Source organism: Streptosporangium sp. NPDC000396 (genome assembly GCF_042898655.1).
Lineage (GTDB): Bacteria > Actinomycetota > Actinomycetes > Streptosporangiales > Streptosporangiaceae > Streptosporangium.
The window spans coordinates 283571-302370 of record NZ_JBIAZA010000010.1; the positions used below are offsets into that span (position 1 = coordinate 283571).

Here is an 18800-nt window from a genome sequence, read left to right on the forward strand (position 1 = left end):
GCCCGGACAGAACCCGGCCCAAACCTGCCCGGCCTCGGCCCAAGTTCGCCGGGACCCGACCCAAGCCTGGGCGGAACCCGGTGCGAGCCTGGACAGAGTCTGACCTGGACCTGCCCGGTCATGTCCCAAACGGAGGCCCGGCCCACCGGCCGAAGCGGTGGACCGGGCCGTCGTGCGAGAGGATCCGCGCGGACTGCGCTGCCACGGGATCCACTGGCACTTTCCGATGATTTGACGAAATGGCCTCGTCAAACCGTCCGGACGGATTCCGCCTGAGGACCCTTCTGACCTTGAGTGATCTCGAACTCGACCCGCTGGCCCTGTTCGAGCGCACGATAGCCGTCCATCAGGATCGCGGAGTAATGGACAAACACATCCTTACCACCGTCTACCGCGATGAAGCCGTAGCCCTTGTCCGCGTTGAACCATTTGACGGTGCCTTGCGCCACTTCCGACTCCTCTTACTGGGCTTGAGGACACCGCCCATTCCTCTCGCGAAGTCCTCAATCTCCGAGGCGGACACATCGCCTACGTCGATCGTTCTCGACCATACCTGTGGGACACCGTAGGGCAACAGAGTCAATCAGCAAACTACCGCTTTACGCACACATTCAGTGCGACCAACAGAGTTTTGCCATGGTGGCCTCTTGGCCCAATATTGCATTACGCCTCCCGTGCAGATACGAACTGGTGTCACAAAAAACGACACCCGCACACGGCCGGGCCGGTGCGGGTGTCGCAGGAAGCGGTGCGGGCGCCACAGGGGAGACCCGCCGGGAATCAGCCCCCGGCCACCGCCGGGATGATGGAGATCTGGACGCCGGACGGCGTGGCCGTGTCGAGGTTGTCGGAAAAACGGACGTCCTCATCCCCCACATAGACGTTGACAAAACGGCGAATCTTGCCCGTTTCATCGAGAATGCGGGCACCGATCCCGGGGTAGTCGGCGTCGAGCTTCTGCAGAACATCACGCAGGGTGTCGCCCTCCGCACTCACCTCGGCCGAGCCGTTGGTGTAAGTCCGGAGAATCGTCGGAATCCGCACAGAAACGCTCATAGTTCAGTACCTTTCATGGGATTTAGGCGATAACCGCACGGAATGCGTCAAGAGAGGGGCGAATGACCGCGGTGGGACGCGCCTCGCCCGCCACCGCGTCGAGGGTCTTCAGGCCGTCGCCGGTGTTGAGGACCACGGTCTCGGCGTCGGGGTCGAGCCGCCCTGACGCGACCAGCTTGCGCAGCACGCCGACGGTGACGCCTCCCGCGGTCTCGGCGAAAATGCCCTCGGTCCTGGCCAGCAGGCGGATCGCGTCGACGATCTCGGCGTCCGTGACGTCCTCCACGGCACCGCCGGTGCGCCGGGTGATGTCCAGCACGTAGGGGCCGTCGGCCGGGTTTCCGATCGCCAGCGACTTGGCGATCGTGTCCGGCTTGACCGGGCGGATCACGTCGTGTCCCGCCTTGTACGCGGCGGAGACTGGGGCGCAGCCCTCGGCCTGGGCAGCGAAGATCTTGTACGGCCGGTCCTCGACGAGACCGAGCTGGATCAGCTCCTTGAAGCCCTTGTCGATCTTCGTGAGCTGGGACCCCGAGGCGACCGGGATGACGATCTGATCGGGAATCCGCCAGCCGAGCTGCTCGGCGATCTCGTAGGCCAGGGTCTTGGAGCCCTCGGCGTAGTACGGCCTGAGGTTGACGTTGACGAAGCCCCACTGATCACCCAGCTCGTCGCCGATGAGCTCGGAGCAGAAACGGTTCACGTCGTCGTAGGTGCCCTCGATACCGACGAGCCTGCCGCCGTACACCGAAGCCATGACGATCTTGGCCTGCTCCAGGTCGGCGGGGATGAAGACACAGGCGTCAAGCCCGGCCCGGGCTGCGGCCGCGGTCACGGCTCCGGCCAGGTTGCCGGTGGAGGAGCAGGACAGGGTGTGGAAGCCGAAATTGCGGGCCGCCTCGACGGCGATGGCCACCACGCGGTCCTTGAAGGAGTGTGTGGGGTTGCCGGAGTCGTCCTTCACGTGCAGCGAGCGGATGCCCAGCTCACGGGCAAGATTGTCGGCCTTGACTAGCTTGGTCCAGCCGGGCGCCAGGTTGGGCTTGGTGGCCACGTCCGCCGGAACCGGCAGCAACGAGCGGTAACGCCAGATGTTGGTCGGCCCTTCGGCGATCTGCTCCCGGGTCACGCGACCGAACTCATAGGCGATTTCAAGAGGACCGAAACACTCGATACAGGCGAAGCTGGGGCCGAGTTCGGATCGTGCGCCGCATTCACGACAGGACAGGGCGGCGGCCGGGCCGAAGCGCCCGTCCTCGACACGACCGAGCGCGGTGGTGGTTTCAGTGGTTTCAGTGGTTGCGAGCGCCATGAAGCGAGGCCTTTCCCTCATCTTCGTCTGCGACCACCCTGGCCGCAGACCGGAATTGGCACCTGTCCCGGCCGACCTCGTCAGATCACGAGTCTTGAACCGGGAGGGTTGCCGGGGCTTCGCAGGGCCGGTCCCTCCACCCCTCTGGATGAGCAAATATGCAGTTGTGAACCTGGCAGGCAGGTTTCATGCACTCTACCTCGCCTAGCCGTCACCCCGACCAGTCGTCTCATTATTTGAGATACAACGTGTTATCTGTCGGACAGGTTCGACCGCTCCCCGACGGCGGAACAGGGGCTCCGGACGGTTTCGCGATCCTCCGGGGCGTACGGCCCGCGCAGCCGCACGGGCACGTTCACCGGTCCGCCTGGCCTGCCGGCCCGCCGGGTCAGAAACCGTAGGCGTCGCCCAGGGCTCCCTGGACGTATTTGCGCGCCTGGTGGATGCGAGACTTTGCGGTGCCGAGCGGGATGCCGAGCTGCTCGGCGACCTCGCTGTAGTCGAGCTGGCAGATGTCACGCAGCACCAGCGCCTGGGCCAGGTCGGGCTTGTCGGCCTCCAGCGCCTCCATCGCGTCGAGCAGGTCCAGCCGGGACCCGGCGATCACGCTCACCCGGGCGACATCGGGTTTGTGCAGCGGCAGCTCGTCCGAGCTCTGCTCGGCGGCGCGCCGCTTGAGCGAGCGGTAGGTGGTCCGGGCGCAGTTGGCGGTCACGATGTGCAGCCACGTGCTGAACCGGGCCCGCCCTTCGAAGCGGCCGATGTTGCGGGCCACCGCCAGCAGGGTGTCCTGACAGGCCTCCTCGGCGTCCTGCCGGTAGGGGAGGATGCGCCCGCAGTGCCGAAGAACGTCTGGTTCGATCCGCTTCAGCAGCTCACCCAGCGCACGGTGGTCACCTTGGGCGGCCGCATGGGCCAGTTCCTCGGTCGTCTCGTCCAGCGCCATCACGAGCCCCAATCAGCGATCACAGTCGCTCGCCATCTTAAGGTCGAGGACCGGATTTGGTGACGTCCACCGCAATCTCCCCGAGGCGGCACCACCGCGTTCCTCCCCCTGCCCTGGGCGCAGACCCGGGCTCTCCACCTGGCCCGAACCCGGGCCGGACCTCGCGGACCTCGCCGGAAGACCAGCCAAAAGACCAGGGCGTGCCGATGAAGTCCCGGCTAACCTTCAGCAAAGCGTGTCTCCAGGGTGTGTTTCAAAGATCTTCGTCGTGGCGAAGATCGGCCAGACGGACGCACCGCGAGGCGGAGGAGGAAGCCGTAGCGGAGCGTATGGCTGATGACGACAACGCCGCGGGGCGTCGCCCGACGACCGCACCAGGCGGAAAGACCGCAGAACACACCCTAGGCAAGGGGATCCCGATGAACGCGATCCTGGTGGCTTCGAATCGCGGCCCCGTCTCTTTCACCCTCTCGGAGGAGGGCTCCCTGACCATGCGCAGGGGAGGCGGCGGCCTGGTGTCCGGCCTGTCGGAGGTCGCCAAGGACCTCGACGTCCTGTGGGTCTGCGCCGCGCTGTCCGACGGCGACCGCAGTGCCGTACGGCTGGCGCCCGGCGGCCGGCTGGATCACGCCGGTTACGAGACCGGGCCGGTGCGGATGCTCGACATCCCCCCGGCGACCTTCCACCGGGCCTACAACGCGGTGGCCAACTCCACCCTCTGGTTCGTCCACCACCTCCTTTACGACACTCCCAACAGCCCGCAGTTCGGCGCCAGGTTCCGCCGGGAGTGGGAGTCCTATCAGGCCTACAACGAGGCGTTCGCGATGGCGCTGGCCGAGGAGGCGGCGCACGGGGCGAAGGTGATGGTGCAGGACTACCACCTGGCCCTGGTCCCGGCCATGTTGCGGGGCGAGCGACCCGACCTGCGGGTGGCCCATTTCTCGCACACTCCCTGGGCGCCGCCGGAGTATTTCCGCCTGCTCCCCGACGACTTCGGGGTCGAGCTGCTCGAAGGCATCCTGGGCGCCGACCACGCGGGTTTCCTGACCGCGCGCTGGGCCGGTGCCTTCATGGACTGCTGCGAGACGGTGCTCGGCGCCGTGGTGGACCGGGCGAGCCGTACCGTCACCCACGCCGGCAGGACCACCCGGATCGGCGTGCACGCCCTCGGGGTGGACGGCGACGCGCTCTGGGCGCGGGCGTCCGAGCCCGACGTCGAGTCGCACATGGCCGCGCTCCGCGAACAGGTCGGCGACCGCAGGCTGATCGTGCGGATCGACCGGACCGAGTTGTCCAAGAACATCGTCCGGGGCCTGACCGCCTACCGGGAGTTCCTCTCGGCCCACCCCGAGTGGCACGGCAAGGTCACGCATCTCGCCTTCGCCTATCCGTCCCGGCACGACCTGCCCGAATACCGCGAATACACGGCGGCGGTGCAGCGCTGCGCCCAGGAGATCGAAGACGAGTACGCCACTGAAGACTGGGATCCGTTGATCCTCAACGTGCACGACGACTATGCGCGGTCGCTGGCCGCCTACCGGCTGGCCGACCTGCTGCTGGTCAATCCGATCCGCGACGGCATGAACCTGGTGGCCAAGGAGGGCCCGATCCTGTCCCCGCGCGGCGCGCTGGTCCTGTCCCGCGAGGCGGGCGCCGCCTCTGAGCTGGGAGAGCACGCGCTGACGGTCAACCCCTTCGACGTCTCGGCCACGGCCGCGGCCCTGCACGAGGGCCTGGTCATGCCCGAGGAGGAGCGGGCCCGCCGGGGTGCCCTCCTGGCCGCCGCGGCCACCGCGCTCCCTCCGCAGCGCTGGTTCTCCGACCAGCTCGACGCCCTCAACGAGCCTTCGGGGAGTTTTACAGCGCCATGAGATAGTTTTCAGGACTATCTCCCCATAGCCGCTCAGGAGAACCAGTGACCGTGATCACGTCCGTCCGGCTGACCCGTGATCGCGCGACCTGGCTCGTTTACCTGCAGCTCGGCGTCTTCGCCACCTACCTGTACAGCCTCAGCGCCGCGCTGCCGATGCTCCGCATCGACCAGGGCGTGTCACAGGCGGTCGCCAGCCTGCACGGCACCTCGATGGCCGTCGGCGGCATCCTGACCGGTCTCGCGCTCCCCTGGCTGACCAGGAAGATCGGCCCACGAGCCGCCACCTGGACGGGCCTGGCGGGCATGAGCGGCGGGATGCTGCTGGTGATGCTGAGCGACGCGCTGCCGGTCACCCTCCTCGGGTACGGCATCGCCAGCGGGATGGGCTCGATCAGCCTTTACACGGGCATGTCCGCGCTCAGCAGGCACCACGGCCCGGCGGGTCCGGCGGCGATCAGCGAGGCCAACGCCGTCGGCGTGACCGTCGGTCTCATGGCGCCGTTCGTCCTCAGCCTCGCGGCGCGCAGCGTGCTCGGCTGGCGGGCGGCGCTGCTGATCACCCCGCTGCTGGCCGTGCTGCTCGCGGTGGTCATGGGCCGGGTCTGGATCCCCGAGCGCGACGGCGGCGAGATCCGGACCGGCCCGGGGGAAGCGGCCCGGCTCGGCTGGCGGTTCCACCTGGCCGGGGCCGTGCTGTTCTGCTGTGTCGCGCTGGAGTTCTCCTTCAACCTGTGGGCGGCGAAGCTGGTCGCCGACCAGACGGGACTGTCGGCGGCCGTTGCGGCGACCGCGCTGACCGCGTTCACGATCGGCCTGGGAGTCGGACGGTTCGGAGGAGCCAGGCTGGCCCTGCGGATACCGCCCGCGTCCCTGCTCGTCGGCGCGCTCGCGCTCACCGCGGCCGGATGGGCGATCTTCTGGGTGAGCACCAACCCCGTGCCCTCCTACGCGGGCCTGGTCCTGTCGGGGATCGGAGTCTCGCTGCACTTCCCGCTGGCGCTCTCACGCCTGCTGGAGACCGCCGACGGGCAGTCGGAGCGCGCCACGGCCGCGGCCTCGCTCTTCGCCAGCGCCGCGCTGGGGGTGGGACCGTTCCTGCTGGGCGCGCTGGCCGACGAGTTCGGCACCCGGCAGGCGTTCCTCATGGTCCCGGCCCTGGTCGGGCTGGCCGTCGGCGGAGTCCTGTTCAGCTCCAGGCAGCGTTCTTGAGCGTGTCCGCCAGGCCCGGGGTGTTCCACACGTCCACGACGAGGATCTTGGACTTGGGCAGGTACCACTCACGCTGGTCGAAGGTCGCGGTCTGCTCACCGTTGCTGTTCTTCACGCATCGGCCGAACCAGGATCGGTAGTGAGCCTTGTGCCCCGGGCCCACCTGGCGCAGGCCGGCCGCCGTGGCCTTGCCAAAAACCTGGCTGTCCTTGCCGTTGAAGGGGCAGGGCTGCACGTCACTGGCGGGATAGTAGGGCTGATCGGGTGTGTAGGCCGAGAAGCCTTCGTGCCCGTACTTGATCTGCTTCGGGCCGAGCAGCCAGAAGGCATCGCATTTCGGCGTGAAATAACCGGCAGAGGGCGTTCCGCACGCTCCGGTCACCACCTTGACCTGGTCACTGGCGCGATACACCCGCCAGCTGGAGGGGATCGACAGGTTCATGCCGCGGAAGGACAGGGTCTTCGTCGCCGACGCGGAGACGGCCGAGGCAGGGGCGGTCGACGCGGAGGCGGCCGAGGTGATCATCGGCGCGACGAGCGCGGCGGCGGCCAGCGTGGCAAGGGCGAAAACGGTCTTTCTCATGCCGAGGAAGCTAGTCACCCCGACTTGCCGATGACTTAAGGTTCAATGGCATCGGCGATCGAGGCGAGCAGTTCCATCACCCCGTCGGGCCCGTCCACGACGATGTCGGCCTCCACGGCGAGCTCGGCCGATCCGCTGAACACCGTCACTCCGGGCAGCCCCGACGCCCGCACGGCCGCGAAGGCGGCCAGGTCTCCCAGGTCGTCTCCGGCGAACAGCACCGAACGCGCCTGTCGCTCCTCCAGGAAGGCGCGGAGCGCCATCCCCTTGTCCATCCCCGGCGGCCGCAGCTCCAGCACGAACTTGCCCGGCTCCACCGCCAGCCCGGACTCGGCCGCCAGTTCGGCGACCGGCTCGCGCAACGCGTCGAGCGCGGCCTGCGGTTCGGGAGCCCGCCGCGTGTGTACGGCCACCGCCCGTTCCTTGTCCTCGATCCTCACCCCGTCGAACCGCGAGACCAGCGAGGGCAGCTCGGCCCGGACCCGGGCCAGGCCGGGGTGGGCGGGCGGCGCGGTGAGCGTGCCCGCCTCCCAGCGTTCGAGGCCGTAGTGGCCGAGCACGACCAGCCCCGGCACCCTCTCCAGCGAGCCGTACTCGACGGCGACGGCGGCCGGGCGCCCGGTCACCACCAGCACGGCGCCGACCAGCTCGCCGAGCCTGGCCAGCGCCGCGGGACCGTCCGGATGGATCCTGGCGTCCTCGGGGTCGGGCACGATCGGGGAGAGCGTGCCGTCGAAATCGAGCCCGATGACCGCTCCCGCGGGGTCGGCCACGATCGCTCGCAGTCCGTCAGGGGTGTTCGTGGTCATGCTCACTCGATCCCTCGTCGGCCCGGCCGTCCCGGCGCGCCGTCCGGGACCCTGCCCGACTTGCCGTACCCAGAGATCGCCCGCCGTACCCGGGAGGTCAGGGACCCATGCCCAGCCGCCGGGCGGCGCGGTCGCGCCGGCGTGTCTCGCGGAGCCGGCGCAGGCGCTTGATCAGCATCGGATCGTGGGCGAGAGCCTCGGGCCGTTCGATGAGTTCGCCGAGTAACTGGTAGTAGCGGGTGGCGGAGATGTCGAAGGCCTCGCGGATGGCCTGCTCCTTGGCGCCCGCGTAACGCCACCACTGGCGTTCGAAGGCGAGCAGCTCCCGCTCCCTGTCCGTCAGAGCCCGCGAAGCGGGCTCCGGGGCAGCACTGTCACCGGGGATCGGCGCAGTGTCCATTGGCTGTCCTCCTCGGTCGGGTGCGTGGTGATCACACCATGCACACGCGGCCCGAAGTCAGGATAGTCCGGAATTTCGCGCTGTTCATGACGGATGCGGAGACGTACAGTCACCAGGTGTGACCTCTGTCATCAGCCTTCTCACCGACTACGGCCTGGACGACGGCTATGTCGCCGCGTGCCACGGCGTTATCGCCACGATTTCGCCGGATTCACGAATCATCGACGTGTGCCATCTCATACCGGCCGGAGACGTACGGCGCGCCGCGGCGATTCTGGCGCAGACGATCGCCTACCTCCCGCCCGGCGTGCATGTCGCCGTGGTGGATCCGGGGGGCGGCTCGCGCCGGGCCGTGGCGATCGAGGCGGGCGACCATGTGTTCCTGGGCCCGGACAACGGGGTGCTGTCGTGGGCGGTCCATGCCAGCGGCGGCGCGAGGGCGGCCTACGAGCTGGCCAACGAGGACTTCTTCCGGAAGCCCGTCTCTCCGACCTTCCACGGACGCGACGTCTTCGCGTCCGCGGCGGCGCATCTGACACTCGGGCGCAACCCGGCCGAGCTGGGCCCGGAGATCCCGCTGGACCGGCTGGTCTCCCTGCCGGAGCCCACCTCCGTCATCCGCGAGGGCGCCGTGGAGGGCGAGGTGTTGTCCGTCGACAGCCACGGCAACGCACAGCTGTCGATCAGCTCGGGCGATCTGGCCACGCTGGGGGTGCAGCCGGGAAGCACGCTCGTGGTCTGGCTGGGCCGCAGGCAGGTCTCGGTGCCGTTCCGGGAGACCTTCGCCGCGGTGCCTCTCGGAGAGCTCGTCGCCTTCACCGACTCGGCGGGGCTGATCGCACTGGCGGTCAACTCCGGTGACGCCTCCCAGCGGCTGGGCCTTCCTCCGGGCGCTCGCGTGCGGCTGTCCCTCGCCTCCTGACATATGTGACTCGCGTTATCCAAGCGACATAAGAGGAGCTACACCACGTATCAACCTGTTTACTGAAGCGTCGGGTTGAGTCGCGGGTCGCGTGTCAGAATCCCCGTGACGTGTCCCCGCCCCTCTGACGAGGTCACCGTGGTCTACGCGTGTGTGCTCGGCGCCGTCCCGGCCGTGGTCGTCCCGGCCGCTTCACCCTGCTCGCACATCCTTCCGCCGCCCATCCGTGCCGACGACATCGCCACCACCGCGCGAACCCTGCAGTGGCCCCTGGCCCCGCTGGGCACGTCGAAGGCCTGGCGGCGGACCCGTGGCGAGGAGGTGACGGTCGCGGTGCTGGACACCGGGGTCGACTCCGACCATCCCGATCTCTCGGGCGCGGTCATCAACGGCCCCGACCTGACGGGCTCGGGGCGGGACGGGCCGCCGCGGTGCCACCACGGCACGGCCATGGCGAGCATCATCGCCGGGCGCGGACACGGCGCGAACCACGCCCAGGGCGTGATCGGGATAGCTCCCGCCGCGACGATCCTGTCCATCAAGGTCACGCTGGACAACGACGACCCCCAGCGCGGCCGGACCTCCCTCCGCGTCCAGAACCCGCTTGCCCGGGGCATCCGTTACGCCGCCGATCACGGCGCCAAGGTGATCAGCATGTCACTGGGCGGCGGCAGCGGATCATGGAACGGATCGGCGATCGAGGAGAAGGCCGTCCGGTACGCGCTCGGCCGGGGCGCGGTGCTGGTGGCCTCCTCCGGCAACGACGGCTCGGGTCCGAACCGGAAGAACTTCCCCGCGGCCTATCCGGGCGTGATGGCGGTGGGTGCGGTGGACGAGAAGATGCGGGTCGCGCCGTTCTCCAACCGGCAGGAATACCTGTCGGTGGTCGCGCCGGGGACCCGGATCGTCAGCGCCGGAGGGACCGACTCCTACGTGGTCGGCGACGGCACCAGCGCGGCCGCCGCCATGGTCACCGGGGTCGTGGCCCTCATCCGGTCGGAGTTCCCCAGGCTGACCCCCGCCCAGGTCCGCCAGGCGATCGAGACCGGCACCACCCGGGCTCCGGCCGGCGGGCACAGTCCCGCCTACGGCCACGGCGTGATCAACGCCGCTCGCGCGCTGAAGCAGGCGGCCAGGGCCCAGCGCCGGCCGCTGCGGTCCGGCACCGCACGCCCGGACCGCGCCGACCGTGATCCGGCCCGTCACGCCGGCACCTCCCGCGGGGTCGTCTGCCTCGTGCTCATCCTGCTCGCTCTCGGCGTCGCGGCACACATGCTGGTCAGGTATCGCCGCCGGCGCGTTCTCTGACCTGCGGCGGATCCCGATGTCCCGTGCCGGGGATGTTACCTAGCAAGCGCTTGTGTCATATTTGACTCATGACCACACCCGTGATCGACGGCTGGTTCACCGTGGACGAGGGCGCCGCACACCTGCTCGGCACCCGTTGCGCCGACTGCCGGACCGTCTACTTCCCGCCCCAGACGGGCCTGTGCCGCAACCCCGGCTGCGACGGCGAGGACCTGGCCGTCACACGGCTCTCGCGGCGGGGCACCGTCTGGTCCTACACCAACGCCTGCTACGCGCCGCCCGCGCCGTTCGTGACGGCGGAGCCGTACACGCCGGTGACCCTCGCGGCGGTGGAGCTGGCCGAGGAGGGGATCGTCGTCCTCGGCCAGGTCAAAGACCTGACCGTGGAGGACCTGCACGTGGGCATGGAACTGGAGCTGACCGTGGGCGCGCTCGCCGACGGCCCGTCGGTGTGGATGTGGGGCAGGCCATGAGCGTCGTCATCCTGGGCGCGGGCATGCACCCGTGGGGGAAGTGGGGACGCCCCTTCGTCGAGTACGGCGTGGCCGCCGCCCGAGCCGCGCTGCGCGACGCGGGCCTGGAGTGGAACCGCGTGCAGTTCGTGGTGGGCGCGGACACCATCAGGAACGGTTATCCGGGATTCATCGCCGGTGCGACGTTCGCCCAGGCGATGGGGTGGAACGGCGCGCGGATCGCGTCCTGCTACGCGGCGTGCGCCTCGGGCGCGCAGGCCATAGACATCGCCCGTGCCCGGATCCTCGCCGGGCTCTGCGACGTGGCGCTGGTCGTCGGGGCCGACTCCACGCCCAAGGGATTCTTCACGCCGGTGGGCGGCGACCGGCCGGACGACCCCGACTGGCTCCGGTTCCGGCTGCTCGGCGCGACAAATCCTGCATATTTCGCGCTTTATGCGCGCAGGCGGATGGCTCTCTACGGCAGCACCGTCGAGGACTTCGCCGCGGTCAAGGTCAAGAACGCCCTCGCCGGCTCCCTGAACGCCAACGCCCGCTACCGCCAGACCGTCACCGCCGAGCAGGTGCTCGCCTCCCCCATGGTGGCCGACCCGCTGCGGCTGATGGACATCTGCGCCACCTCCGACGGCGGCGCCGCACTGGTGCTGGCCTCGGAGGACTTCGCCCGCCGCCACGGCGTGAGCGGCGCGGTACGGCTCGCGGCCGTCTCCACGGTGACCCCGGTCTTCCCCAGCAGCGTGCTCGAACTGCCGAACTTCGCCACCGACTCCACCGTGGCAGTGCCGCCCCCCGAGCGGACCTTCCGCGCCTCCCTCGCCCACTCCGCCTACGAGGAGGCGGGGCTGGGCCCCGGAGACCTGTCCTTCGCCGAGGTCTACGACCTGTCCACCGCGCTGGAACTCGACTGGATGGAGGACATCGGCCTGTGCCCGCCGGGTGAGGCCGACAAGCTGCTGCGCGCCGGTGACACCGCGCTCGGCGGCCGGATCCCGGTGAACCCCTCCGGCGGGCTCGCCTCCTTCGGCGAGGCCATCCCCGCCCAGGCCATCGCCCAGGTCTGCGAGCTGACCTGGCAGCTCCGTGGAACGGCCGGGGAGCGCCAAATCACCAAGGGAAAGGTCGGCATCGCCGTTAACCAAGGGCTCTTCGGTCACGGATCTGCCATCATCGCCACCATCTGACGTAATCGTCTGATCACGGTGTTGGACGGCCCCCCCGACAGCCGGAATACTCGTCGCGACAACACGTAGTCACCCGGATACGGAAAGTATCAGCAGTGATGCGCCGCCCGGGTTTGTCGGGGAGAAAAAACCATGATCCGTCGTCTTCTTATCACCTCGGCGTGCGTCGGCTTCGCCGTCCTCGCGCCTGCCGCGATCGCCTCTGCCTCGGCCTCCGCGTCCACCGCCAAGGCCACGCAGTGCTGTGACGGCAACATCGTCACGGGGGCTCCGGTCTTCGTCCCGACCCGGACCGTCACCTACGGCAACACCGTCATCCCGACGGCCGTGACCTCCGGTGGCGGGGCCGTCTACGGAGGCGCCAACTGCTATGGCTACGGCGGCGGCGTCTACGGAGGCGCCAACTGCTGCTACGGCGGCGTCGGCTACGGCTACGGCGGCGTGTACGGCGGCATCCGTCCCCGCGGTTACGGCTACGGTTACGGCTACAACCGCGGCGGCAACACCGTGATCAGCCAGGGCAGCGGAGTCGGCCACGGCGTCGGCATCGGCGGCCTCGTCGGCGTCGGCGGCATCGGCGTCAACGTCCTCAGCCGATAGCGGTGATCCAGCAGTAAGCAAACAGGGCGGCGCTTCCACATCCCGGGTAGGAAGCGCCGCCCTCGCGCTGTCCGGCTCTCTCATGCTTTCTGGAGCCTGCTACGCGTGCACTACGTCGTGGCTCTCCGCGAAATGGCAGGCGCTCGCGTGCGCGGTGCCCGGCCGGACCTGCAACAGCGGCTCCTGCTGGGCGCAGATGTCCTGCGCCTTCCAGCACCGCGTGCGGAAGCGGCAGCCCGAGGGCGGGTTGGCGGGAGACGGCGGGTCACCCTGGAGGATGATCCGCTCGCGCCGCTCGCGCCCCTCCGGGTCGGGCACCGGCACCGCCGACAGCAGCGCCTGCGTGTAGGGGTGGGCAGGACGGTCGTAGATCTCGGCGTCTCTGCCAAGCTCGACCATCTTGCCCAGATACATCACACCGACCCTGTCAGAGATGTGGCGAACCACCGACAGGTCGTGGGCGATGAAGACGTAGGCGAGGTCGAACTCGTTCTGCAACCGCTCCAGCAGGTTGATGACCTGGGCCTGGATCGACACGTCGAGCGCGGACACGGGCTCGTCGCAGATGATGATCTCCGGCTGGAGCGCCAGACCGCGGGCGATGCCGATGCGCTGGCGCTGACCGCCCGAGAACTGGTGCGGATAGCGGTTGACGTGGTCGGGGTTGAGCCCCACGACCTCCAGCAGCTCTTGGACCTTGCGGCGGCGGTCTCCCTTGGGGGCGACCTCCCGGTGGATCTCGTACGGCTCGCCGATGATGTCACCCACGGTCATCCGGGGGTTCAGCGAGGTGTACGGGTCCTGCATGACCATCTGGATGTTGCGGCGGACCCGCTTGAGCTCGGCGCCCTTCGCATGGGCGATCTCCCGCCCGTTGATCTTCACGGAGCCTGAGGTCGGTCGCTCCAGCGCCATCAGGAGCTTGGCCAGCGTGGACTTCCCGCAGCCGGACTCGCCCACGATGCCGAGCGTCTCACCGCGGCGCAGGTCGAAGGAGACCCCGTCCACGGCCTTGATCGCACCGATCTGCTTCCTCAGGATGACACCCTGGGTCAGCGGGAAGTGCTTGACCAGGTCGCGAACCTCAAGAATCGGCTCACCTGTGGCCGCCATCGAGGACCTCCCTCCAGTAGTGACAGGCGCTGCTGCGGGTCGGGCCGAGCTCGTGGAGCGGCGGCACGTCGGTGACGCAGTTCTCCCGGCGGTAGGGGCAGCGGGGGTGGAAGGCGCAGCCCGAGGGCATGGCGAGCAGGTTCGGCGGCAGGCCCTTGATGGCGTACAGCTCCTGTCCCTTCTGGTCGACCCTGGGGATCGAGTCCAGAAGCCCCCTGGAGTAAGGATGGGCGGGGGCCCGGTAGATGTCGTGCACGAGGGCGTTCTCCACGATCCGCCCGCCGTACATGACCGCGATCTTGTCTGCCACGTCGGCCACCACGCCGAGATCGTGGGTGATCAGGATCAGGCCCATGTTGCTCTCACGCTGCAACTCCGCGAGAAGCTCCATGATCTGGGCCTGCACCGTCACGTCGAGTGCCGTGGTCGGCTCGTCGGCGATCAGCACCTCCGGATCGAGGGCGATCGACATCGCGATCATGATGCGCTGGCGCATGCCGCCGGAGAACTGGTGCGGGTAGTCGTGCACCCGCTGCCTGGCACCGGGGATGCGGACCCGGTCCATCAGCTCGACCGCCTTCTTCTCGGCGTCGCGCTTGGAGGCGCCCTGATGAACCCGGAACATCTCCCCGATCTGCGAGCCCACGGTGAACACCGGGTTCAGCGCGGAGAGCGCGTCCTGGAAGATCATCGCGATCCGCTGCCCGCGGACCTGGGACCGCGCCTCCTCCGACAGCTTGAGCAGGTCCGTGCCCCGGAAGCGGACCTCCCCCCGGGGGATGCGGGCCGGCGGCATGTCGAGAATGCCCATGATCGCCTGCGCGGTCACCGACTTGCCGGATCCCGACTCACCGAGCACGGCGAGCGTCTCACCGGGGTTCAGCGAGTAGCTGACCCCGTTGACCGCCCTGACGACGCCCTGTCTGGTGACGAACTCGACGTGCAGGTCCTCGACGGCGAGCAGCGGCTCGCCGTCCGGGGCCCCCATCGCCGGCAGCACCGACGTCGACGTCTTCTTCACAGGTCCTCCCCCTTACCGCAGCTTAGGGTCGAGGGCGTCGCGAACCGCGTCGCCCAGCATGATGAAGGCCAGCACGGTCAGGCTCAAGAACAGCGCCGGGAAGAGCAACGGACCCGGAGCCTCCAGGAAGCGTTCCCGGGCATCGGAGATCATAAGTCCCCAGGAGATATCGGGCGAGTGCAATCCGACACCAAGAAACGAAAGACCGGCCTCGGCGGCGATGAACCCGCCCAGATTGATCGTGGCGACCACGATCACGGACGCGATCGCGTTCGGCAGGATGTGCCGGAACATGATCCGGGGCGCGGAGGCGCCGAGCCCCCGCGCCGCGACCACGTAGTCCTGGCTCTTGGCGGTGATCACCGCGGCCCGCATGATGCGGAACGTCATCGGCCAGGCCAGTACGGCCAGCGCCAGCATGACGGTCCAGACGTTGCCCGTGCGGAAGACCGCCAGGATGAGCAGGGCGCCGAGGATCGAGGGGATCGCGAAGAAGATCTCCGTGATCCGGGAGAACAGCGTGTCCGTCACACCGCCCGTGAAGCCCGCGACGAGGCCGAGCAGGCCTCCCACCAGCGCGGTGACGACGGTGGTGGTCACGCCGACCATGATCGAGTTGCGTGCGCCGTAGATGGTGCGGGCGTAGACGTCGCAGCCCAGGTTGTCGGTGCCGAACCAGTGGGCGCCGCTCATGCCCTGCCGCGCCTGGCCGAGCTGGCAGGTCGTGGCGTCGAACGGGTTCACCGAGGTGAAGAACCAGGGGAACACCGACATGACCAGAAAAATGCTGATGAGGACGGCCGAGCCGATGAAGAGCGGGCGGCGGCGAAGGTCGTGCCATGCGTCGCCCCACAGGCTCGCGGCCCTGGGAGGCCTGGGGGACCCGGCCTGCCTGCCGCGTTTGCTGTGCTTGCCGTGCTTCGGGCGCCTGGCCACCGGGGCGAGGGTGTCACTCATAGCGGATCCTCGGGTCGAGCACGGCGTAGAGCAGGTCGACGATCAGGTTGGCCAGGATGTAGACCAGGACCAGGACCGTCACGATGCCCACGACCACGGACTGTTCGCGCAGGTAGATCGAGCTGAACAACTGCTGGCCGATACCGGGCAGGTTGAAGATCGTCTCAGTGATCACCGCGCCGCCCATCAGCGTGCCCAGATCGGCGCCGAGATAGGTGACCAGCGGGATCAGCGCGTTACGCAGCGCGTGCCGCCCGACGACCCTGCTCCGGGGCAGGCCCTTGGCCACCGCGGTGCGGATGTAGTCGGCGCGCAGGATCTCCGCCAGGCTGGTCCGGGTGAGCCGGGTGAGATAGGCGATCGACATCCCGGCGAGCACGAAGCCGGGCAGCAGGTAGCTGCGCCAGCCCTCCGCGACACCCGCGACAGGGAAGAGGTCGACCCCGGCCTGCCTGAGCTTGACGCCCAGGAGCAGCTGGAGCACGAAGCCGGTGACCAGCGTGGGGATGGAGATCAGCACCAGCGTGGACGCGAGGACCAGCGAGTCCTGGGCCCTGCCGTGGCGCAGCGCCGCGTAGAGGCCGAGGCCCACGCCGATGACCGCCTCCATGACCAGGGCCGTCATCGCGAGGTTGATGGTCACCTGGAACTTCCCGGCCATGAGTTCCGTCACCCGGGTCCCGGCGAAGTCGGTGCCGAAGTCACCGCCGAGCAGGCCCGTGAGGTAGTACCAGTACTGGACCAGGAACGGGTCGTTCAGGTGATAGTGCTCGCGCAGGATCGCGACGATGTTGGGGTCCATTCGCTTCTCGCCCGTCAGCGCAGCGATGGGATCGCCGGGCAGCGCGAAGACGATGGCGTAGATGAGCAGGGTGGCGCCCAGCAGGACAGGGATCGCCTGAAGGAGGCGCCTGATGATGTAACGGCTCATTGGAGTCTCCCGTACATGCCCGGGGCGGCCTCTCGGAACCGGTGGGGTGTTGCGGTGCCGGGAAGTCGCTCCGGGGCGGCCTGTGGCCAGGCGGAGGCCCGGCCCAAGCCATCCGTCAGCCGACCTTCTCGACGTCGGCCCACTCGATCTGGTTGAGCAGGTTGATCTTGACGCCCTTGATGTTCTGGGAGAACGCGGCGTTGGTCCGGTAGTAGTACACCGGGATGTACGGCAACTCCTTGATCAGAATGTCGTCGGCCTTCTGGTAGTACTTCAGGCCCTCGGCCTGCGTCGCGGCGGCGTCGCCCTTCGCGAGGAGGTCGTCGAACTCCTTGTTGGACCAACCGGCGTAGTTGGAACCGGTCTTGATCGCGACGGTCGAGAAGACGGGGGTCAGGTAGTTCTCCGCGGACGGGTAGTCGATCGCCCAGCCCATGCGGAACATACCGCCGTAGGTCTTCTGGTCGAGCTCGTCGAGGATCGAGGCGAACTTCTCGAACGGCTTGACCGCGACCTGGACGCCGAGGTTGGCGCGGAGGTTGTTGGCGACGGCCTCGATCCACTCCTTGTGGGGGCCGTCGGAGTTGTAGCCCAGCTCCAGCGTCTTCGGGCCGTTGCTGGCGGCGTACTGCGCCTTGGCCCTGGCGGGGTCGTAGGTGCAGACCGCGCAGGCGCCCGGACGGTAGCCGTCGAGCAGCGGGTTGACGAAGTCGTCGGCCGGGGCTCGGGTGCCGGAGAAGACCGTCTCCGAGATCGTCTTGCGGTCGATGGCCATGGAGATGGCCTCGCGGACCTTCACGTTCTCGTAGGTCTTGTTGTACTGCATCGGGAAACCGATGTAGGCGATACCGGCGTCCGCCTCGTCCATGTAGCGCTCGCCCAGCTCGACCTTGGCCCTGGCGATCGCCGACGGGGGCAGCGAGTCGTGAACGTCGAGGTTGTTGGCGACCAGGTCGTTGAACGCGACCTCGGCGCTCGAATAGAGCTTGAACTGGAGCTTGGCGAACTTCGGCTTCGCGCCGGGGAACTTGTCGTACCGGACCAGGTTGATCGTCTGGTCGCTGCCCTTGTTGTACGGCTCGGCGAACTGGAAGTAGCCCTGCCCGATCGGCTTCTTGGCGTACGCCTCGGTGACCTTGCCGTCCCCGCCGAAGGCGGCCTTGGGCAGCGGGTAGAACGACGTGTAGCCCAGCATCGTCTTGAACTGCGAGAACGGCTTGCTGAGGATGACCTGGAAGGTCCGGGAGGTGGCCTTGTCGCCGAGGACCTTCAGGCCCTTCATCTCCTTGGTGGAGACGGGCTTGCCCTCGCCCGGGTTCAGGTCGGCCCAGCCCTCGACGCGGCTGAAGAAGCCGTTGGCGCCCTGGGCGTTGTCCTGGTTGGCGGCGTAGTTCCACGCGTCGACGTAGTTCTGGGCCACGAGCGGCTCGCCGTTGTGCCAGGTGTAGCCGGACTTGATCTTGATCGTCCAGATCCTGTTGTCGGTGGACTTGATCGACTCGGCGACGTCGTTGACGGCCTGCTTCTCCTCGTCGTAGCTCACCAGCGGAGCGAAGACGGCGGCCAGCACCTCGGAACCCTCGGACTCGGTGGTGTCGCCCGGGTAGAAGAGCTTCTGCGGCTCTCCGAGCTCCATGCGCACGGGCTGGTCGGCCGAGGCCGCTCCCCCGTCGGTGGACGTCTGGCCGCCGCACGCGGCCAGCCCCAGAGCGAGCAGCGCGGTACCGGTGATAATCTTTGCGCCCTTAGTAACGCGCATCGTGGTAATTCCTCCCTTTGCAGGCGGACGCCGCCATCGAGCTCCCCGGGTCCGGGCAGCCTGACGGAGGAGGCTGCGGTCCTCCGAGCCTTGCCGTTCCGGCCAACGTGTTGACGTCGCACCAGTCGGACGCGACTATCTCGTACCTCTTCACACCGAGCTGTCTCTGTGACATTGCAGTTGGGTCACGCATGTGGCGGTTCGACGCCATACGTCTACCAAGCCGGCCAGCCCAAGACCCCAGACGGGTATGAATCCGACAAGAGAGTGCATGTGGGACGTGAACGGTCACGCCAAAATACCTCCGTGTCGCGGATGCTCGCCTCCGTTGCCCTCGTAAGGTCGCA

Annotated in this window: 19 protein-coding genes and 1 riboswitch; of the genes, 7 read left to right on the top strand and 12 right to left on the bottom strand. The window is 68.4% G+C overall.

Annotation, left to right across the window (positions count from 1 at the left end; all coding sequences use genetic code 11):
• Positions 1 to 248: 248 nt before the first annotated feature.
• From ACFY2X_RS18660 to ACFY2X_RS18675, 4 genes are all read right to left on the bottom strand, one after another.
• Positions 249 to 449: a cold-shock protein gene (locus ACFY2X_RS18660; protein WP_055507665.1), complete on the bottom strand. Its 201-nt coding sequence runs from the start codon at positions 447 to 449 to the stop codon at positions 249 to 251.
• 331 nt (positions 450 to 780) lie between these two features.
• Complete coding sequence (locus ACFY2X_RS18665; protein ID WP_389939687.1) at positions 781 to 1056, bottom strand: MoaD/ThiS family protein; 276 nt, start codon at positions 1054 to 1056, stop codon at positions 781 to 783.
• Positions 1057 to 1078: 22 nt separating this feature from the next.
• Complete coding sequence (gene thrC / locus ACFY2X_RS18670) at positions 1079 to 2368, bottom strand: threonine synthase (RefSeq protein WP_389939689.1); 1290 nt, start codon at positions 2366 to 2368, stop codon at positions 1079 to 1081.
• 14 nt (positions 2369 to 2382) lie between these two features.
• A riboswitch (SAM riboswitch) is annotated at positions 2383 to 2523 on the bottom strand.
• Positions 2524 to 2756: 233 nt separating this feature from the next.
• On the bottom strand, positions 2757 to 3314 hold the full coding sequence (locus ACFY2X_RS18675; protein ID WP_389939738.1) for an RNA polymerase sigma factor: 558 nt from the start codon (positions 3312 to 3314) through the stop codon (positions 2757 to 2759).
• Between the two features lie 419 nt (positions 3315 to 3733).
• Here ACFY2X_RS18675 and ACFY2X_RS18680 point away from each other — a divergent pair, with 419 nt between their 5' ends.
• Together ACFY2X_RS18680 and ACFY2X_RS18685 are read left to right on the top strand one after the other, a co-directional pair.
• On the top strand, positions 3734 to 5185 hold the full coding sequence (locus tag ACFY2X_RS18680; RefSeq protein WP_389939691.1) for a trehalose-6-phosphate synthase: 1452 nt from the start codon (positions 3734 to 3736) through the stop codon (positions 5183 to 5185).
• Positions 5186 to 5229: 44 nt separating this feature from the next.
• The gene (locus ACFY2X_RS18685; RefSeq protein ID WP_389939693.1) at positions 5230 to 6396 is read left to right on the top strand and encodes an MFS transporter; all 1167 of its coding nucleotides are present in this window, start codon (positions 5230 to 5232) and stop codon (positions 6394 to 6396) included.
• Here the strand turns inward: ACFY2X_RS18685 and ACFY2X_RS18690 are convergent.
• The 3 genes from ACFY2X_RS18690 to ACFY2X_RS18700 form a co-directional block, all read right to left on the bottom strand.
• Positions 6374 to 6979 (bottom strand): hypothetical protein, encoded by a 606-nt coding sequence (locus ACFY2X_RS18690; protein WP_389939695.1) that lies wholly within the window; start codon positions 6977 to 6979, stop codon positions 6374 to 6376. The two genes, ACFY2X_RS18685 and ACFY2X_RS18690, sit on opposite strands and share 23 nt — an antisense overlap.
• Positions 6980 to 7014: 35 nt before the next feature.
• Positions 7015 to 7788 carry a trehalose-phosphatase gene (gene otsB, locus ACFY2X_RS18695; protein WP_389939697.1) on the bottom strand — a complete coding sequence of 258 codons (774 nt, stop codon included), beginning with the start codon at positions 7786 to 7788 and terminating at the stop codon, positions 7015 to 7017.
• Positions 7789 to 7885: 97 nt separating this feature from the next.
• Positions 7886 to 8188, bottom strand: coding sequence for a DUF3263 domain-containing protein (locus ACFY2X_RS18700; protein WP_389939698.1), 303 nt, complete (start codon positions 8186 to 8188; stop codon positions 7886 to 7888).
• A 118-nt stretch (positions 8189 to 8306) separates the two neighbouring features.
• Between ACFY2X_RS18700 and ACFY2X_RS18705 the strand changes: the two genes are divergently transcribed.
• The 5 genes from ACFY2X_RS18705 to ACFY2X_RS18725 all read left to right on the top strand — a co-directional run bounded on the left by ACFY2X_RS18705 (position 8307) and on the right by ACFY2X_RS18725 (position 12672).
• Positions 8307 to 9110, top strand: a complete 804-nt coding sequence (locus ACFY2X_RS18705; RefSeq protein ID WP_389939700.1) for an S-adenosyl-l-methionine hydroxide adenosyltransferase family protein — start codon at positions 8307 to 8309, stop codon at positions 9108 to 9110.
• 105 nt (positions 9111 to 9215) lie between these two features.
• Positions 9216 to 10418, top strand: coding sequence for a S8 family serine peptidase (locus ACFY2X_RS18710; protein WP_389939702.1), 1203 nt, complete (start codon positions 9216 to 9218; stop codon positions 10416 to 10418).
• Positions 10419 to 10486: 68 nt separating this feature from the next.
• On the top strand, positions 10487 to 10891 hold the full coding sequence (locus tag ACFY2X_RS18715; protein ID WP_389939704.1) for a Zn-ribbon domain-containing OB-fold protein: 405 nt from the start codon (positions 10487 to 10489) through the stop codon (positions 10889 to 10891).
• Positions 10888 to 12072, top strand: a complete 1185-nt coding sequence (locus tag ACFY2X_RS18720; RefSeq protein ID WP_389939705.1) for a lipid-transfer protein — start codon at positions 10888 to 10890, stop codon at positions 12070 to 12072. The genes ACFY2X_RS18715 and ACFY2X_RS18720 overlap by 4 nt, the downstream gene beginning before the upstream one ends.
• 132 nt (positions 12073 to 12204) lie before the next feature.
• Positions 12205 to 12672: a hypothetical protein gene (locus ACFY2X_RS18725; RefSeq protein ID WP_389939707.1), complete on the top strand. Its 468-nt coding sequence runs from the start codon at positions 12205 to 12207 to the stop codon at positions 12670 to 12672.
• Positions 12673 to 12771: 99 nt separating this feature from the next.
• Here ACFY2X_RS18725 and ACFY2X_RS18730 read toward each other — a convergent pair whose 3' ends face one another.
• The 5 genes from ACFY2X_RS18730 to ACFY2X_RS18750 form a co-directional block, all read right to left on the bottom strand.
• Positions 12772 to 13785: an ABC transporter ATP-binding protein gene (locus ACFY2X_RS18730; RefSeq protein WP_389939709.1), complete on the bottom strand. Its 1014-nt coding sequence runs from the start codon at positions 13783 to 13785 to the stop codon at positions 12772 to 12774.
• A complete protein-coding gene (locus ACFY2X_RS18735; protein WP_389939739.1) occupies positions 13769 to 14773 on the bottom strand; it encodes an ABC transporter ATP-binding protein in 1005 nt (334 codons plus the stop codon). The genes ACFY2X_RS18730 and ACFY2X_RS18735 overlap by 17 nt, the downstream gene beginning before the upstream one ends.
• A gap of 45 nt (positions 14774 to 14818) precedes the next feature.
• Positions 14819 to 15763 carry an ABC transporter permease gene (locus tag ACFY2X_RS18740; RefSeq protein ID WP_389939711.1) on the bottom strand — a complete coding sequence of 315 codons (945 nt, stop codon included), beginning with the start codon at positions 15761 to 15763 and terminating at the stop codon, positions 14819 to 14821.
• Positions 15756 to 16694, bottom strand: a complete 939-nt coding sequence (locus ACFY2X_RS18745) for an ABC transporter permease (RefSeq protein ID WP_389939713.1) — start codon at positions 16692 to 16694, stop codon at positions 15756 to 15758. Before ACFY2X_RS18745 ends, ACFY2X_RS18740 begins: the two co-directional genes overlap by 8 nt.
• Positions 16695 to 16809: 115 nt before the next feature.
• Entirely contained in the window at positions 16810 to 18453 is a 1644-nt protein-coding gene (locus ACFY2X_RS18750) for an ABC transporter substrate-binding protein (protein WP_389939715.1), read from the bottom strand.
• Positions 18454 to 18800 lie beyond the last annotated feature (347 nt).

Excerpts from the sequence above, each read along its gene's own strand:
- ACFY2X_RS18665 (WP_389939687.1), bottom strand. The coding sequence starts at position 1,056 with ATGAGCGTTTCTGTGCGGATTCCGACGATTCTCCGGACTTACACCAAC.
- thrC (WP_389939689.1), bottom strand. The coding sequence starts at position 2,368 with ATGGCGCTCGCAACCACTGAAACCACTGAAACCACCACCGCGCTCGGT.
- ACFY2X_RS18675 (WP_389939738.1), bottom strand. The coding sequence starts at position 3,314 with ATGGCGCTGGACGAGACGACCGAGGAACTGGCCCATGCGGCCGCCCAA.
- ACFY2X_RS18680 (WP_389939691.1), top strand. The coding sequence starts at position 3,734 with ATGAACGCGATCCTGGTGGCTTCGAATCGCGGCCCCGTCTCTTTCACC.
- ACFY2X_RS18690 (WP_389939695.1), bottom strand. The coding sequence starts at position 6,979 with ATGAGAAAGACCGTTTTCGCCCTTGCCACGCTGGCCGCCGCCGCGCTC.
- otsB (WP_389939697.1), bottom strand. The coding sequence starts at position 7,788 with ATGACCACGAACACCCCTGACGGACTGCGAGCGATCGTGGCCGACCCC.
- ACFY2X_RS18700 (WP_389939698.1), bottom strand. The coding sequence starts at position 8,188 with ATGGACACTGCGCCGATCCCCGGTGACAGTGCTGCCCCGGAGCCCGCT.
- ACFY2X_RS18715 (WP_389939704.1), top strand. The coding sequence starts at position 10,487 with ATGACCACACCCGTGATCGACGGCTGGTTCACCGTGGACGAGGGCGCC.
- ACFY2X_RS18720 (WP_389939705.1), top strand. The coding sequence starts at position 10,888 with ATGAGCGTCGTCATCCTGGGCGCGGGCATGCACCCGTGGGGGAAGTGG.
- ACFY2X_RS18725 (WP_389939707.1), top strand. The coding sequence starts at position 12,205 with ATGATCCGTCGTCTTCTTATCACCTCGGCGTGCGTCGGCTTCGCCGTC.
- ACFY2X_RS18730 (WP_389939709.1), bottom strand. The coding sequence starts at position 13,785 with ATGGCGGCCACAGGTGAGCCGATTCTTGAGGTTCGCGACCTGGTCAAG.
- ACFY2X_RS18735 (WP_389939739.1), bottom strand. The coding sequence starts at position 14,773 with ATGGGGGCCCCGGACGGCGAGCCGCTGCTCGCCGTCGAGGACCTGCAC.
- ACFY2X_RS18740 (WP_389939711.1), bottom strand. The coding sequence starts at position 15,763 with ATGAGTGACACCCTCGCCCCGGTGGCCAGGCGCCCGAAGCACGGCAAG.
- ACFY2X_RS18745 (WP_389939713.1), bottom strand. The coding sequence starts at position 16,694 with ATGAGCCGTTACATCATCAGGCGCCTCCTTCAGGCGATCCCTGTCCTG.
- ACFY2X_RS18750 (WP_389939715.1), bottom strand. The coding sequence starts at position 18,453 with ATGCGCGTTACTAAGGGCGCAAAGATTATCACCGGTACCGCGCTGCTC.